The 14,259-nt window shown below is 70.4% G+C and carries 12 protein-coding genes; 3 read left to right on the top strand and 9 right to left on the bottom strand.

All coding sequences use genetic code 11. The features are described from left to right. Position 1 precedes the first annotated feature (1 nt). Positions 2-1,501 carry an alpha/beta hydrolase gene (locus tag ACIREE_RS12875; protein WP_404150312.1) on the top strand — a complete coding sequence of 500 codons (1,500 nt, stop codon included), beginning with the start codon at positions 2-4 and terminating at the stop codon, positions 1,499-1,501. A gap of 41 nt (positions 1,502-1,542) precedes the next feature. Here the strand turns inward: ACIREE_RS12875 and ACIREE_RS12870 are convergent, their stop codons facing one another. From ACIREE_RS12870 to ACIREE_RS12830, 9 genes are all read right to left on the bottom strand, one after another. After that, positions 1,543-2,856 carry an alpha-glucosidase/alpha-galactosidase gene (locus ACIREE_RS12870; protein ID WP_404150310.1) on the bottom strand — a complete coding sequence of 438 codons (1,314 nt, stop codon included), beginning with the start codon at positions 2,854-2,856 and terminating at the stop codon, positions 1,543-1,545. 60 nt (positions 2,857-2,916) lie between these two features. Then, positions 2,917-3,891: a carbohydrate kinase family protein gene (locus ACIREE_RS12865; RefSeq protein ID WP_404150308.1), complete on the bottom strand. Its 975-nt coding sequence runs from the start codon at positions 3,889-3,891 to the stop codon at positions 2,917-2,919. Positions 3,892-3,982: 91 nt separating this feature from the next. Beyond that, positions 3,983-4,843 (bottom strand): carbohydrate ABC transporter permease, encoded by an 861-nt coding sequence (locus ACIREE_RS12860; protein WP_404150306.1) that lies wholly within the window; start codon positions 4,841-4,843, stop codon positions 3,983-3,985. Further along, positions 4,840-5,877, bottom strand: coding sequence for a carbohydrate ABC transporter permease (locus ACIREE_RS12855; RefSeq protein WP_404150304.1), 1,038 nt, complete (start codon positions 5,875-5,877; stop codon positions 4,840-4,842). Before ACIREE_RS12855 ends, ACIREE_RS12860 begins: the two co-directional genes overlap by 4 nt. A 173-nt stretch (positions 5,878-6,050) precedes the next feature. Further along, entirely contained in the window at positions 6,051-7,379 is a 1,329-nt protein-coding gene (locus tag ACIREE_RS12850) for an ABC transporter substrate-binding protein (RefSeq protein ID WP_404150302.1), read from the bottom strand. Between the two features lie 126 nt (positions 7,380-7,505). After that, a complete protein-coding gene (locus ACIREE_RS12845; RefSeq protein WP_404150300.1) occupies positions 7,506-8,318 on the bottom strand; it encodes an endo alpha-1,4 polygalactosaminidase in 813 nt (270 codons plus the stop codon). 209 nt (positions 8,319-8,527) lie between these two features. Then, positions 8,528-9,640 carry a hypothetical protein gene (locus ACIREE_RS12840; protein WP_404150298.1) on the bottom strand — a complete coding sequence of 371 codons (1,113 nt, stop codon included), beginning with the start codon at positions 9,638-9,640 and terminating at the stop codon, positions 8,528-8,530. A gap of 46 nt (positions 9,641-9,686) precedes the next feature. After that, positions 9,687-11,957 carry a hypothetical protein gene (locus ACIREE_RS12835; RefSeq protein ID WP_404150296.1) on the bottom strand — a complete coding sequence of 757 codons (2,271 nt, stop codon included), beginning with the start codon at positions 11,955-11,957 and terminating at the stop codon, positions 9,687-9,689. 55 nt (positions 11,958-12,012) lie between these two features. Next, entirely contained in the window at positions 12,013-12,372 is a 360-nt protein-coding gene (locus ACIREE_RS12830; RefSeq protein WP_404150294.1) for a hypothetical protein, read from the bottom strand. 225 nt (positions 12,373-12,597) lie between these two features. Between ACIREE_RS12830 and ACIREE_RS12825 the strand changes: the two genes are divergently transcribed. Both ACIREE_RS12825 and ACIREE_RS12820 read left to right on the top strand, forming a co-directional pair. After that, positions 12,598-13,572, top strand: coding sequence for a HAMP domain-containing sensor histidine kinase (locus ACIREE_RS12825; protein WP_404150501.1), 975 nt, complete (start codon positions 12,598-12,600; stop codon positions 13,570-13,572). Beyond that, positions 13,565-14,236, top strand: a complete 672-nt coding sequence (locus ACIREE_RS12820; protein ID WP_404150292.1) for a response regulator — start codon at positions 13,565-13,567, stop codon at positions 14,234-14,236. Before ACIREE_RS12825 ends, ACIREE_RS12820 begins: the two co-directional genes overlap by 8 nt. Positions 14,237-14,259 lie beyond the last annotated feature (23 nt).

Here is a 14,259-nt window from a genome sequence, read left to right as displayed (position 1 = left end):
CGTGACGCCCCTCGCCCGCCGCACGTCCCGATCGCTGTCCGCCCTGCCGCTCCTGGCCGCGACGCTCCTGATCCCCGCGCCGACACCGGCCCACGCCGAGCCCGCCGCCGCTCTGCGATTCGGCGCCTGCCCGCCCTCCGTGCCGGCGCCCGCCGCCCCGGCCCGCGTCGAGTGCGCCACCCTCGACGTACCGCTCGACCGGCACCGCCCGCGCGGCCCGCACCTCTCCCTCGCCGTCTCCCGCGTCCCGGCCGCCGGCACACGGGCCGAACACCGCGGGATCCTGCTGGTCAACCCCGGCGGTCCGGGCGGCTCCGGCCTGCCCTACGCGGTGACAAAGAGGGCCAAAATGCCCGAATCCGTTCGGCGTTCGTACGACGTCATCGGCTTCGACCCGCGCGGGACAGGGCTCAGCTCACCTGTCTCGTGCGGGCGGATGGGGGGCCTGTTCCACAGCCCCGGGGACGACCCCGTCCCGCGCGGCGCGACGGCCGAGCGGAGTCATCTCCGCTCTCTGCGGGCGCTGGCCGCCGACTGCGCGAGCGGCGCGCGTGACGCACTGCCGTATGTCTCGACCGAAGAGACGGCGCGCGACATGGACGCGATACGCGTGGCGCTCGGCGAACGCCGGACGAATTTTCTCGGCGTCTCTTACGGGAGTTACTTGGGCGCCGCGTACACCGCGCTGTTCCCCGAGCGGGTGGGGCGCATGGTGCTCGACAGTGTGGTCGGCCCCGAGGACTGGTACGCCTTCGACGTGCGGCAGAGCCGCGCCCTGCTCGTCCAGCGCGACACCTTCTTCGCGTGGGCGGCCGCCCACGCGGACCGCTTCGGCCTCGGCTCCGATGTCCGGGCCGTCCGTGCCTCATATCTACGGGTACGCAAGGGAGTTGAGGCCGAGCCGGTGGCCGGCTTCGGGCCTGCCGAGTTCGACCGCACCGTGTACCGCGCCCTCGGCCGTACGGAACGCTGGGCACCCCTCGCCGAGGGGCTGCGCGCCTACCTGAGTGACGGCGGCGTCGCAGGGCTGCGCCCGACGGATCCCTTCGACAGCCCCGAATCCCGCACCTACGAGGCCGCCAACCGCATCGTGAAGTGCGCGGACGGCCCCGGCCCGACGCCCCGCGAAGTCCTCGGCGGCCTGCGCACCCTCCGCGCCCTTGACCCCCGGCCGATCCTGACCGGCCTGGAGGCGTCGGCCTGCGCGTACTGGCAGCACCGCCCCGCCCGCCGGACGGCACTCGGCAGCCCGGAGGCCCCGCCGGTGCTGCTGGTCAACTCCGCGCACGACCCCGTCACGCCCGTCGCCGGGGCCCGCGCGCTCGCCCGGGTCCTGCCCGGCTCACGGTTGATCACGCTCGACGCCGACTACTCCCACGGTGTGTTCGCGAGCCGCGGCAACGCCTGCGTGGACCGTGCGGTGGCCGCCTATCTCGACGACGGCAGCCTTCCGGCCCCGGCCGACCCGCACTGCGCCGGCCCGGGACTGCCCGATGCCTGAACCCCCGGCCGGCCGGCAAGCGAGAGGGCCGGCGGACCCGGTCAGAGCAGGCCGGTCGCCCGCAGCGACGGCTGGAGCAACTCGCCGTGCGCAAGCACCATGGCGTCGCACAGCTCCCAGATGCGTTCCACCGGCAGCGCGGCGGCGGTCGCCGGGTCCGCCATGGCGGCCTGCCGGATCGACCGCGGGTCGTCCTCCAGCGCGGCCCTGACCACCAGGTCGTTCATGCTCAGATAGGTCCGGTTGAGCGCCGCGCACTGGGCGGGCAGGGCGCCGATCCTGGTCGGCTGCACACCTGAGGCGTCGACCAGGCAGGGGACCTCGACGGTGCCGGTCGCCGGGAGGTTGTCGATCAGACCGTGGTTGGGGACGTTGCCGTAGACGGTGCGCGGGGTGCCTGTGGTGATGCTGTGGATGACCTGGGGCGCGTACTCCATCGTGCCCTGGACATCGAGCGGGGTCCCGGCGCCGAGCGCGTCGCGGGTCTTCTCGTACAGGGCGACGTTCTCGTCGACGATCCCGAGGTACGCGCCGACCGGCAGCCGCAGCCGCTCGATCTCGCTGTCGTGGTGCAGGTACCAGGGCACGTACTCGGCGGAGTGCTCGCTCGTCTCGGTCGGGTAGTAGCCGAGGCGCCGGTACATGTCGACCCGCACCCGGCGCCTCAACTGCGGTTCGGAGGCGATGAGTTCGTCGAGCCGCGGGTAGAGGTCCGCGCCGTTGTGCTCGAACTGCAGCAGCCAGGCCTGGTGGTTGACTCCGGCCGCGCGGTAAGTGACCTCCTCGTAGGGCACGTTGAGCAGGTCGGAGAGGTCGCGCAGCGTCCAGTAGACGGAGTGGCACAGGCCCACGACGCGGGTCAGGCCGGTGGCGGCGGTGAGGTACTGGACGTTCATCGCCATGGGGTTGGTGTAGTTGAGCAGCCACGCGTCAGGGCAGAGTTCCGCGATGTCCGCGCCGAGCGCCTTCAGCAGCGGGAAGGTGCGCAACGCGCGGAAGATGCCGCCGACGCCGAGGGTGTCGCCGATGGTCTGACGCAGGCCGAATCGGGCGGGTACGTCGAAGTCGGTACGGGTCGACTCGCCCATGCCGACCTGGACGATGTTGATGACGAAGTCGGCGCCGGCCAGGGCCTCGCGGCGGTCCGGGTGCGCGGTGACATCGACGTACGGGGTGACCTCGGCGTGGTCGGCGATGTGCCGGGCGGCGCCGAGGGCGGTCTTCAGCCGCTCCGGATCGATGTCGTGCAGGGCGATGTGCAGGTCGCGGAGGTCGGGGAAGGCGAAGAGGTCCGCCAGGAGCCCCTGGGTGAAGACGACGCTTCCGGCGCCGATGAAGGCGATCTTGGTGGTCATGAGACGTTCTTTCCGTTGCGGGTGCTGTTGCGTTAGCTCTTACGCATATGAGCCGGCTGTTTATGCATATGTCTGTCGGGCGGCGTCGGGGAGCGCGCCCTCCGCCTCGTCCCAGGTGGGCTGGGCGGGCGTGCCGCCGTACGCCCTGGTGGACAGGGCCCCGCAGACCGAGGCGAGTTCGAGCGCGTCGGCGGTGGAACGACCGGCCAGCACGGCGGCGACGAAACCCGCGTCGAAGCTGTCGCCCGCGCCGACCGTGTCCAGCGGCTCGGCCCGTATGCCCCGGGTACGGAGTGCGGTCCTGCCGTCGTGCAGGAGGGCGCCGTCCGCCCCGTCCTTGACGGCCACGAGCAGTCCGTGGAGGGCTAGTTGGCGGGCTGCCTCCTCCAGGGACACGTCCTCGGGCAGGCCGGCCAGCGCGCGGGCCTCGCGGGCGTTGGGCAGCAGGTAGTCGGTGACGGCGAGCGCGGCGTCGAGCCCGCCTGGGCCGCCGGTGTCCCACTTCCCGGCCGGGTCGTCGTTGGTGTCCAGCGACGTGGTGGCACCCGCCGCGTGCGCCGCGCGGAAGAGCGCGGGCAGCGCCTCGGCCAGCTGCGGCAGCAGGAAGTACGAAGCGGCGTGCACATGGCGGCTGTCGCGCAGCAGCGCCTCGGGTACGTCGTCGGCGCCGGTGGCGGCGAGGGTGCCGGGCGCGGTGAGGATCGTACGGTCGCCGTCGCCACGCGTGACCACGACCGTCAGCGGGGTCGACAGGACGGGGTCGACCTGTACCGCGCTGGTGTCGACTCCCCGGGCGGCGAGCGCGGCCGTGACGAAGCGCCCCGCCTCGTCGTCGCCCACCCGGCCCGCGAAGGCGACCTTCAGTCCGAGGCGTGCGGCGCCGCACGCCATGATCGCGGCGGAGCCACCCAGGGTCAGCAAGCCGGTGTCGACGAGTTGTTCGCGCCGGCCGAAGGCGAGCGGCGCGTCGAGTGGTCCGAGGACGATGTCGGGGTGGGCATCCCCGATGACGAGGAGGTCGAAGGTGTGCGGCATCCGGCTTCCCTGAGAGTGCGATACGGCGAACGGAGATACGGAGGACGGAGCGAAGGAGAGGTGTGCGGGGTGGTCCGGTCTCATCGCCCGCTCACCCCTTGAGCCCCGACGAGGTGATGGACTGGACGAACGACTTCTGCGCGAAGAGGAAGGCCAGCAGCACCGGCAGCACGGTGATCACGTTGCCCGCCATGACCGCCGACCACTTGGTGTGGTGCAGTCCCTGGAAGGTCGTCAGGCCGAGTTGCAGCGTGTACTGGGTGTCGTGGTTGATGGCTATCAGCGGCCAGGTCAGGTCGTTCCAGGTGGTCAGGAAGGTCAGAACCGCCACCGTGCTCAGCGCGGGCCGCGACATCGGCAGCACGATGAGGAACAGCACGCGCAGCCGCGAGCAGCCGTCCATCCAGGCGGCCTCCTCCAGCTCCCTGGGCAGCGACAGGAAGAACTGCCGCAGCAGGAAGACCGCGAACGGCGTGACCAAGGACGGCACGATGAGCGCGCCCAGGGTGTCGATCAGCCCGAGCCGCTTCATGACGAGGAAGGTCGGGATCATCGTGAGCTGGAAGGGGATCGCCATCGTCGCCAGCATCAGCCCCATCAGCAGCTTGGAGCCCGCGAACCGCATCCGGGCGAACGCGTAGCCGCCGAGAGCGCCGAAGACCAGGTTGGACGCGACCGCGACGACCGAGACGATCAGCGAGTTGAGGAACCAGCGGGGGAACATCGCGTTGCCGAGGACGTACCGGTAGCCGCCGAGGTCGATCCCGGAGGGCCACAGGGCGGGCGGAAAGCGGTTGATCTCGGCGTCGGTCATCACGGAACTGAGCAGCAGCCAGATCAACGGGATCGCGAAGACCAGCGCGAGCGGGGCGAGCAGCAGATGCCAGGGGCTGAAGGGCAGCCGTGCCCGGCGGCCGCCGGGGCGCGTGGCAGGTGGGGCGGTGACCGTCATTTGCCGGCTCCTTCCAGGGGTGCCCGGCGTACGGAACGGCTCCGCACCAGCCGCATCCCCACGGTGACCACGCCGAGCGCCAGCGCGAGCACGTAGGCCGCCGCCGCTCCGTAACCGGCCGTGAAGTTCTTGAACGCCTGCTCCCAGATGAAGTAGACGATCACCGTGGTCGAGCCGAGGGGCCCGCCCTTGGTCGTCACGTACACCAGGTCGAAGACCTGTAGGGCGTTGATGGTCTGCCACACCAGCAGGAACGCGCCGACCGGTGTCAGCGCGGGCAGCGTGACATGCCGCAGCAGGTGCCACCGTCCGGCGCCGTCGAGGCGGGCCGCCTCGATCAGGGACGGGTCCACGTCCTGGAGGGCGGCGAGGAAGACGACGACGCAGAACCCGGTGCCGCTCCAGAGCGAGATCGCCACCAGGACGAGGAGGGCCTGTCCCGGGTCGGAGAGGAAGCCCTGCGGGGAGATGCCGAGATGGTGCAGTACGGAGTTGGCGACGCCGAATTCCGGGTCGAGGATGAAGGAGAACAGCACGCCCTGGGCGGTCGCCGAGACGACGAACGGGACGAAGAACAGGGTCCGGTAGAGCCCCACGAACCGTATCCGCTGGTTCAGTGCGAGGCCGAGGGCGAGTCCGAGGCCGATGGAGAGCGGCACGTACAGCACCGTGTAGAGCAGGGTGTGCTGCACGGCCTCGGCGAAGTGCGGATCCTGGCGGAGCGCACGGTAGTTGTCGAGGCCGACCCAGCGGCTGGGGGTGACCAGGTCGTCCGCCTGGAAGGAGAGCAGGAGGGACCAGAGCACGGGGACGACGCTCAGCCCGAGGATGATCACGACGGCGGGCGAGATGTACGCCCAGGCGGTCGCGGTCTCGCCGCGGCGCAGCGGCGAACGGCCCGTGCGCAGGGGCCGGGCCCCGGCGTCGTCGACCGGCCGGCCGGGATCCTTCCCGCGGGCCCGGCGGGCACGGCCGTCGCGGGTGGAGCCGGGGTCCGGATCGGGGAGCGTGAGCGGGGCGGGCAGTCGGGGCATGGCGGTTCTCCTGAGCGCGGGGGGCGCGGGTACGCGGTTACGCGGGGCGGTGCTGTCCGCGCAGGGCGAGGGGCTGCCCGTGCGCGGAACGCGAGTGGGATGCATGAGCGCACGGGCCGCATCGGCCACAGGGCCGGCCGGTCCGCGGCAACCACGCGCCGAATACGGTCAGTTCACCGCGGGATGAGGAGCGCGGCGTCGGCCTCCCGCGCGCACCGGCGCAGCGCCTCGGCCGGACTGCTCCGGCCGAGCAGCACGGCGGAGATCGCCTGGCCCAGCGCCTGTGAGATCTGCGGATACGCGGGGTGCACGGGGCGTACGCGGGCGGAGTCCAGCGCCCGGGTGAACACCGAAAGACCCTCGGTCTTCGCGTCCTGCGCCCGCCAGGCAGGCAGCGCCGCGGTCGGTCTGCTCAGCGGCAGGCTGCCCGCCTCGACGTCCCAGCGCACGTCCTGGGCGGGCTGCGTCAACCACGTCACGAAGGTACGCGCTGCCCGAACCCGCGCCGGTCCGTTGTCGAAGACCGTCCAGGTGTCCGGTCCCGCAATGGTCATCGGGCGGCGGCTGTAGCTGGGTAGCGGGACGACGTGGTGGTCGATCTTCGCGGCCCGGATGTCGGGGAGTTGCCACGGCCCGGTGACGACCATCCCCATCCGTCCGGCTTGGAAGACCTGGTACATCTGCTCGCTGCCGGGCTTGGGGTCGATGTACACGCTTCGCGCCCGCGCGAGCGTGTCCACCGTCTCCAGCGCCCGTACGCCCTCCTTCGCGAAGCCGATGGACTTCCCGTCCCGCGCGATGACCTCACCGCCCAGGTCCCACACCATCGGCCACAGCCGCCACACCGTGTCCTCGTCGCCGACCCCCGGCCAGCCGGTGCCGAAGACGGAGCGCCGCCGGTCGGTGAGGCGGGCGGCCGTGTCGCTGAACTCCTGCCAGGTCCAGCCGGGTTCGGGCAACGGCAGTCCGGCGTCGCGGAAGAGCTTCTTGTTGCAGACGACGGCGAGCGAGTCGATCAGGGCGGGGGCCGCCCGTACCCGGCCGTTGACCGAGACGGCGTCCCGGGCCGGTTTCCAGAAGCCGTCCCACGGGACGGGGCCCGAGTGGAACGTGTCGGTCAGGTCGACCACCGACGGGCTGCGCGTGACGCTGGCGAGGTCCGAGCCGAAGACGTACACGACGTCCGGGAAGGAACCGGACGCGAGCGCCGCGGTGATCTTCTGGAGCATCGCGTCGGAGAGGACGCCGCCGCCCGAGTCGACACGGATCCGGGGGTGGGTCCGGTTGAACTCCCGGACCAGCCCCTCGATCGCCGTGCGGGCGGTGTCGGTCTGGCCGTGCCAGAGTTCGACCGTGACCCGGCCGTCGGGGCCGACACCGTCCGCCGCGCCGGCTCCGCACCCGGCCGGCGCGGCCGACGCGGTGGCGCCGAGCGCGAGGCCGGTCCCCCTGCGCAGGACCCGGCGGCGGGACGGATGGGGCCTACGAGGGTTCGCGGCCATGTGCACCTCCAAGGAGGCGTGCGGAGCACGCCGTGCCGTATCGCCGAAGGCCTGGTTCACCTCAGGCCGAAGGCCCTGTTCACCAGGGGCCTGGGCGCCGGAGCGCCGGACGGGGAGGGCGGCGGGTCAGCAGGTCTGGCGCAGGTAGCCGCTGCTGCCGGCCGGTGAGACGTCCATGTCCCGGCGGACGATGGACAGTTCGTCCTTCCAGCCGTCGCAGGCGGTCTTGAGCCCCTCGGAGCTGTACTCGATGACGATGACGTCGTCACCGAAGTGATCGGTGAACGAGTCGCACTCGTTCCACTCCCCGCACTCCTCCGCGATGGCGAAGTCGAGCCCGGTGGTGGAGCGGTACTCGGCGAGGTCGGCGGTGTTCTTCTGGGCGATCGCCAGGCCCTTGGAGTGCGCGTGGGCCGAGAGCTTGGTGATGTACGCCATGGCCGCGGAGGTGCCGAACTTGCCCTGGCTGCGGTCGTAACTGTCGTAGTTGTCGGGCTCGACCGCCTGGAAGCCCTTGGCCGCGCAGCCGTCGATCCAGCCGTTCACCTTGGCCGCGATCCGGTCGCGCTTGGCGGCCGTGCTCACGTCGAGGATGGCCTCGTTCCACTCCTCGTCGATGATGACGTCACCCGCGGAGTCCCGCAGCAGGAGATCCGCGTCCCAGTCGTCCAGCTCGTCGGGCTGCACCTGGAAGGCGTTGACGTAACAGATGTTGTACAGGCCGGGGGCCGGCGACGCACCGCGGTCACGGCTGACCACGGAGACCCCGGCGGGCGGGGTGTACGCGCCGCCGATCTGGTAGTCGAACCCGGCGTGGGCCGGGGGGACGGTCACCGCGGCGGCCGCGGGGGACGCGGTGAGGAGGGGGGCGACCAGCGTTGCCGTGAGGGCCACGCCCGCGGCGCAGATCCGGCGGGTACGGGCACGATCGTTGCTCACTGTCGAGCTCCAGATTGTTGGAGGGTACGTCCCCGCCTCGGGCCCTGGAGTGACCCTGGCGACTGTGTCCGGGCTTGCGGGGCCGTGGGGCCCTGGCGCTTACCGGCTAGGCGTACCTCTGACGCCGCGAGCCCTGCAGCACGTGCTCGGCTCCGGCGTTTCGAGGAGTAAATCGATCAGCTCTCCGCATGTCAACAGAGCGCGTTCGTCTACTTGGTGGGGAGCGGCGCCCGGGGGCATCCGTAGGAGGCGGCAGCGCTGTCCAGGAAGGCCTGGAACGTCGTCTGCTCGAGCCGCACCGCCGTCGACGCCGGGTCGCCGGCCCGGCGGACACGGTCCATGAGCAGGCTCTTGTACTCGGGGTTGAAGCGGGCGGCGAAGTAGACGTCGGATGTGTCGCACTTCAGGAGAGCCTGGTTCGTCGTCGCCCTCCCCTTGCCACCGGGGAGCTCTTCGAACGCATCGGAGTCGTTGCGGACGGCTTCGAGTGTCGTCGGGTCCGATGTCGCCGCGAGGGACAGCCTGGCGCCGCTGGTGCCGGAGAGTGCCAGGTCGCAGGCCCAGGTGTGCGCGGTGGCGCGGTTGACCTGTTCGGTGCCCGGTTCCGCCGCCGCGGTGGGGAGCGTGGCGGCAGGCAGGGAGAAGCCCTTGAGGCCACAGACGGCGCGGGCGTCCGTGTCCCGGGGATCGGACGGGGCGGCGAGCACGGGCGGTCGGGCCGGCTCGGGCTCGGCGCATCCGGCGTCCGTCGCGACCTTTTGCGCCAGGCCGGTCAACAGCCGTGCCAGGGCGGCGGGGTCGGCCGACCCCTGGTCCATGGCCGCCTCCACCGTGGTGACCGAGCCGTCGTCCGGAACGACGATCCGGCTGCCCTGGAACGCGCCGACTTTGCTCCAGCAAGCCTTGGGCAGGACGACGTAACCGCCGGATCCGGACACGGCGCCCGTGGCTCCGTTCGTGAAGTAGGACCGTGACGCGGGGTCCTTCCACACCGCGGTGGTGAACGGGAACGACCCGCTCTCGGTACCCGTCCTGAGGGTCAGGCGCTGCGTTCCGGTGCCGATGAAGCGGCTCGTGCGCTCGATGGTGCAGCGGAACTCCGCCCGTCCTGAACCCGTGCCCACCTGCGTCGTCACCGCCGAGATCCGGCCGGCGGAGTCCAGGACTGATCCGGCGTCCGCCGAGGCGAGCTTCCCGTCGCAGTAGGCGTCGTCGCCGAGTACGTCGGTGTTCCACCAGCAGTACAGCGAGGTCAGCGCCAGGAGCACGACGAGCGTGCCGCCGGTGAGAACAGCCCGCTTCTTGTAGGTCTGCGTGGTCATGGTGGTGCTGGGGCTCCTTGCCGAGAATGCGGGGGCTGCCGACCGGTCAGTTGCGGGAGCGCAGGGCCTCGTACGCTATCTGGCGACCGTCGGCATAGCTCTGCCCGGCCTCGCCCTGCGCACCGCCGACCGTGTGCTGGTTCATGTGCTGCTCCTTGCCCCACTCGGCGATGTACCGGTCGAGGCTGTCCTGCGCGACGTCGTTGTTGCGGCTGAGTTCCTCCTTCGACAGCGCCCCTTCTTCTTCCTGCACGCCGGCCAGCCAGTTGTTGAGGCCGATGTCGACCAGGCGCTGGGCGCCGTCACCGATGACCGGGATGCCCGTGATCGCGCCGCCGCCGATGTGGTAGCCGTAGAAGCGGGCGTCCGTGGCGTCGCTGACCTCGTCGTCGTGGACGTCCATCTTCACGTCGCCGCCCACCGCGTTCAGGGCGCCCATCACCTCGCCGTACTTGCGGGCCTGGTTGGTGACGGCGGTGTCGTTGGGGTAGTCGCCGTCCGTCATCTGCCCTGCCATGTAGCCCTGTTGGGCCTGGTAGATGCGCTCGAAGTTGTCGGTGTCGTCCGCTTCGGACACCCCGCGCATCATGCGGATGAGGCTGCTGCGGCTGTTCTGGATCCGGGAGTCGTCGTCGTGGGCGAGCAGGTCCGCCTTGCCGGCCCGCCCTCCCGCGGCGTCGCCGTCGACCGTGTCGACGATGTCGGGCGAGTAGTCGGCGAGGGCTGCCGCGAGGGGCCCTCGCATCGCCGCGTACTCGTCCTTGGCCAGCAGTTCGTCGGCCTTGCCCACGCGCGGGTGGTCCGGGTCCTCGCCGGTCTTGCCGTCGGCGAATCCGTAGTCGAGGTAGTTGACCGCGTCGTGCATGACGCGGGCCTGGGCTTCGGTGTGCCGTCCGAACTCGGCGCCCGCGCCGCCCGGAACGTTTCCGGTGGCGCCCGCCTCGAGGACGAGGCCGAGGCCGGCGCGGACGTCCTTGTCGAAGGTGTCCTTGGTGGTGCGCTCGATATTTCCGGTCCAGTCGGAGGTGTCGACGTGGTTCCAGTCGCGTTCGGTGAGCAGGTACTGGAGGGTGTCGTTCTTGTCGCCGGGGCCGGGGTCGAGGTAACTCGTGGCGGTGGCCGGGTCCTTGGACATGATGCCGAGGACACCGTCGAGCGGGTCGTTGGCGAACCAGCCGTCTTCCTTGCCGCTGAAGTCTCCGCGCAGGTCCCACACGTCCGGATCTCCACCCTGCTTCTTGTCCTCGGCGGCGCGCATGTCGTCGGCCATGTCCTGGAGGAACCGGCCGGAGTAGCCGTCCCCTTGCCGCATGAGGGTGACCAGGCTCTGATAGCCGCGCACTTGCTGTCCGTGCCCCGTGCCCACCGGGATCTTGTCGCCGGCCACGTCCAGGTCGTATTGCTGCACGCCCGCCTTTTGCAGGTCGGCGCGGAATTTCTTGTAGAAGGGCGTATTCGTGTCGTCCGTGGCCAGGGCGAGGGAGGCGGCCAGGTCGTCCTGAAGTCCCGCGTACGTGCCCTTCTTCTTGCCCGAATGGCTCAGATCGGCCAGCTTGTTGGCGAACTTGATGGTGCCGGATGCCCCCAGATCGTTCAGGAACATCTGGCTGAACTCCTTGTTCTTGGCGTTGTCGCGGAACGCCCGCTGAGCCTCCTGAATGTCCTGGGGGCTCGCGTCTCCTGAGTTGATGCGGGTCGCGATATCGGCGAGTTCGTCGGCCTCGTATGCCTCGATGTCGTCCTTGGCTCCGCCGTTGAAGCCGTTCGCTGTCCCGTCCCCGGTGTCGGAGTCGACCACGACCGCCGTGAAGGCGATCTCGACGCCTTTGTCCGCGTCGTTCACGGCCTTTACCGCGTTGTCGATGCGGTCCTGCCACGAACCGACCGCGTTGTGCACACTCTGCTGATAGTCCGGATCGTGGTGCAGCGCGTTCTTCTCGCCGTCGGTGAGCTTCTTGTAGTCGTACGTGACCACGCCCCGGCCGGAGACTTTCATGCCCGCCTCGACCGCCTCGGCCCGCGCCGCCTTGAGCTTCCCCGCCAAGTCGGAGTACTGCGTGTGCGCGTCGCGCAGCAGCGAGGCCACGGCCTCGGCCTCCTTCTGCGCGTACTGGTACTCCCGCAATGTGGTCTTGAAGCCGGTCTGCGCCACGTCCGCGCTCAGCCCCTGCCAGCCGGAGCCCATCGAAATGCTGTGCACTTCGTCGTGGTAAACGGTCTCCTGTTTGCTGAACTTCCCTGCCATCTCGTCCCATTGCTCGGCCGCGGTGGTGAGCGTGGACAGGTCGGTGGTCATGATCTCGTGGTACGTAGGCACGAAGGTTCCCCGTAAGAATGCGTAAGAAAGGCGTAGGAAGGCGTAAGAAGAGGGATCAGAAGCGGTCCAGGGCCGAAGGGGTGCGCACCCCTTGGACACCTGAACGGACTCCGAAATCCGTGTTCGTGAGCAGAAGGTCGGTGCTGCGCAGAGCGTCCTTCTCGGAGCCGATCCGGTTCATCAGGTTCCGCACCTGCTCACCCCACGCCTTGTGCGCCTTCTTCAACGCCGGGGACACCAGCCAGCCGTGTCCGTCCTTCGCGTCGAACGCCTTGACCACGGCGGACGTGTCGTCGTCCGCCCAGTCCCCGGCCTCTTTGGTCTTCGGCTCGATGTGCTGCTCGATCTGGCGGGCCGCCTCTTTCTTCTCGGCCGGCGTCGATGCCAGATTCTTCTGCCCCCCGCTGGTCCCCATTCCCCCCACCCCGTTGCATGCATGGTGAATTCAGACGGCGACCGTAACAGCGCCGCGACGCCGATAGATGGGGGCTGCCACCCATTGACACCCACTGGCCCGCACACGTAAGTGCCAGCTCAGAGTGGTTGTTCGCGGTCGCGGGACCGTCGGGCGCGACACCTCGAAGGCGCCGCGAGGAGCGTAAAATCGCGTGCAGTTCCCGAACGGAAAGAACACATGGGCATCTCCCTCTTCTGGCGCATCTTCCTCCTGAACTCGGTGGTTCTGGTGCTGGTGACCGGCCTGTTGCTGGGTCCGGTCACGGTGTCCTCGCCCGTGCTGCCGGGCGAGGCGGCCCTGCTGGTCGCGGGGCTGGCGGTGGTGCTCGGAGTCAACGCGTTCGTGCTGCGGATCGGGCTGGTGCCGCTGCAACGCCTCAGCCGTGCCATGGCCACCGTGGATCTGCTCCACCCCGGCCGGCGGCCGAGCGTGACGGGCCCCCCGGAGATGGCCGACCTCATCACCACGTACAACGCGATGGTCGACCGGCTGGAGCGCGAGCGCGCGCTGAGCGCGGGACGTGCGCTGACCGCCCAGGAAGGAGAGCGTCATCGGGTCGCTCGCGAGCTGCACGACGAGGTGGGTCAGACCCTGACCGCGGTCCTGCTCCAGCTCAAGCGTCTCGCCGACCGGTCCCCCGCCGCACTGCGCGGGGAGGCGCGGCAGGCGCAGGAGGCGACGCGCAGCAGTCTCGACGAGATCCGCCGCATCGCCCGTCAGCTCCGGCCGGGTGTACTGGACGAACTGGGGCTGGCCAGCGCCCTGCGCGCGCTCGCGGCCGAGTTCACCGGGCACGGCCTGACCGCACGGCTGGAATCCCGCGGCCCCCTCCCCCTCCTCGCCGACGACGTGGAGCTCGTGGTCTACCGCGTGGCCCAGGAAGCGCTCACCAACGTCGCACGCCATGCGGGGGCCGACCGCGTCACCCTGTCCGTGCGGGCGACGGACCACGGCACCGAGCTGCTCATCCACGACAACGGCAAGGGGATCGGGCCGGCGGAAGAAGGCGCGGGCATCCGTGGCATGCGCGAACGCGCGCTGCTCATCGGCGCGTCACTGACCCTTGAGTCCAGTGAGGGGCGGGGTACACGCGTGCGGCTGTGGATCCCCTCCGGACCGGCGTCGATCACCCGACGAAGCGATGAGGCCCATGTCTGACCTCGGCGGCCACCGGATCCGTGTCCTGCTCGCCGACGACCACGCCCTGGTGCGCAAGGGAATCCGGCTCATCCTGGACGGTGAGCCCGACCTGACCGTCGTGGCCGAGGCCGGCGACGGGGCGGAAGCGGTCGCCGAGGCCAGACGGGCGGGAGCCGCGCTGGATCTCGCCATCCTGGACATCGCCATGCCCCGCAGAACCGGACTGCAAGCGGCCCGGGAGATCGGCCGACGCCTGCCGCACCTGCGGCTGCTCTTCCTGACGATGTACGACAACGAGCAGTACTTCTTCGAGGCCCTCAAGGTCGGTGCGTGCGGCTACGTCCTCAAATCGGCCGCCGACCGGGACCTCGTCTCGGCGTGCCGCGCCGCCCTGCGCGATGAGCCGTTCATCTGCGCGGAGGCGCAGACCACGCTGGTGCGCACCTATGTCGACCGGGTCCGACGAGGCGACGACCTGCCCGATCGCGCTGTCACCGACCGCGAGGAAGAGGTCCTCAAGCTGGTCGCCGAGGGCCACTCCTCCAAGGAGATCGGCGAGTTGCTCTTCATCAGCACGAAAACCGTGGAACGTCACCGGGCGAACATCCTCCAGCGGCTAGGCATGCGTGACCGCACCGACCTGACGCGCTACGCGATCCGCACCGGCCTCATCGAGCCCTGAGACCCTGACCCCGCAACGCAGCG

Origin of the sequence: Streptomyces sp. NPDC102467, assembly GCF_044765445.1 — a bacterium.
Taxonomy (GTDB): Bacteria; Actinomycetota; Actinomycetes; order Streptomycetales; family Streptomycetaceae; genus Streptomyces.
The sequence above is the reverse complement of the archived record's forward strand: the minus strand, read 5'-3'. Positions and strand labels throughout refer to the sequence as shown.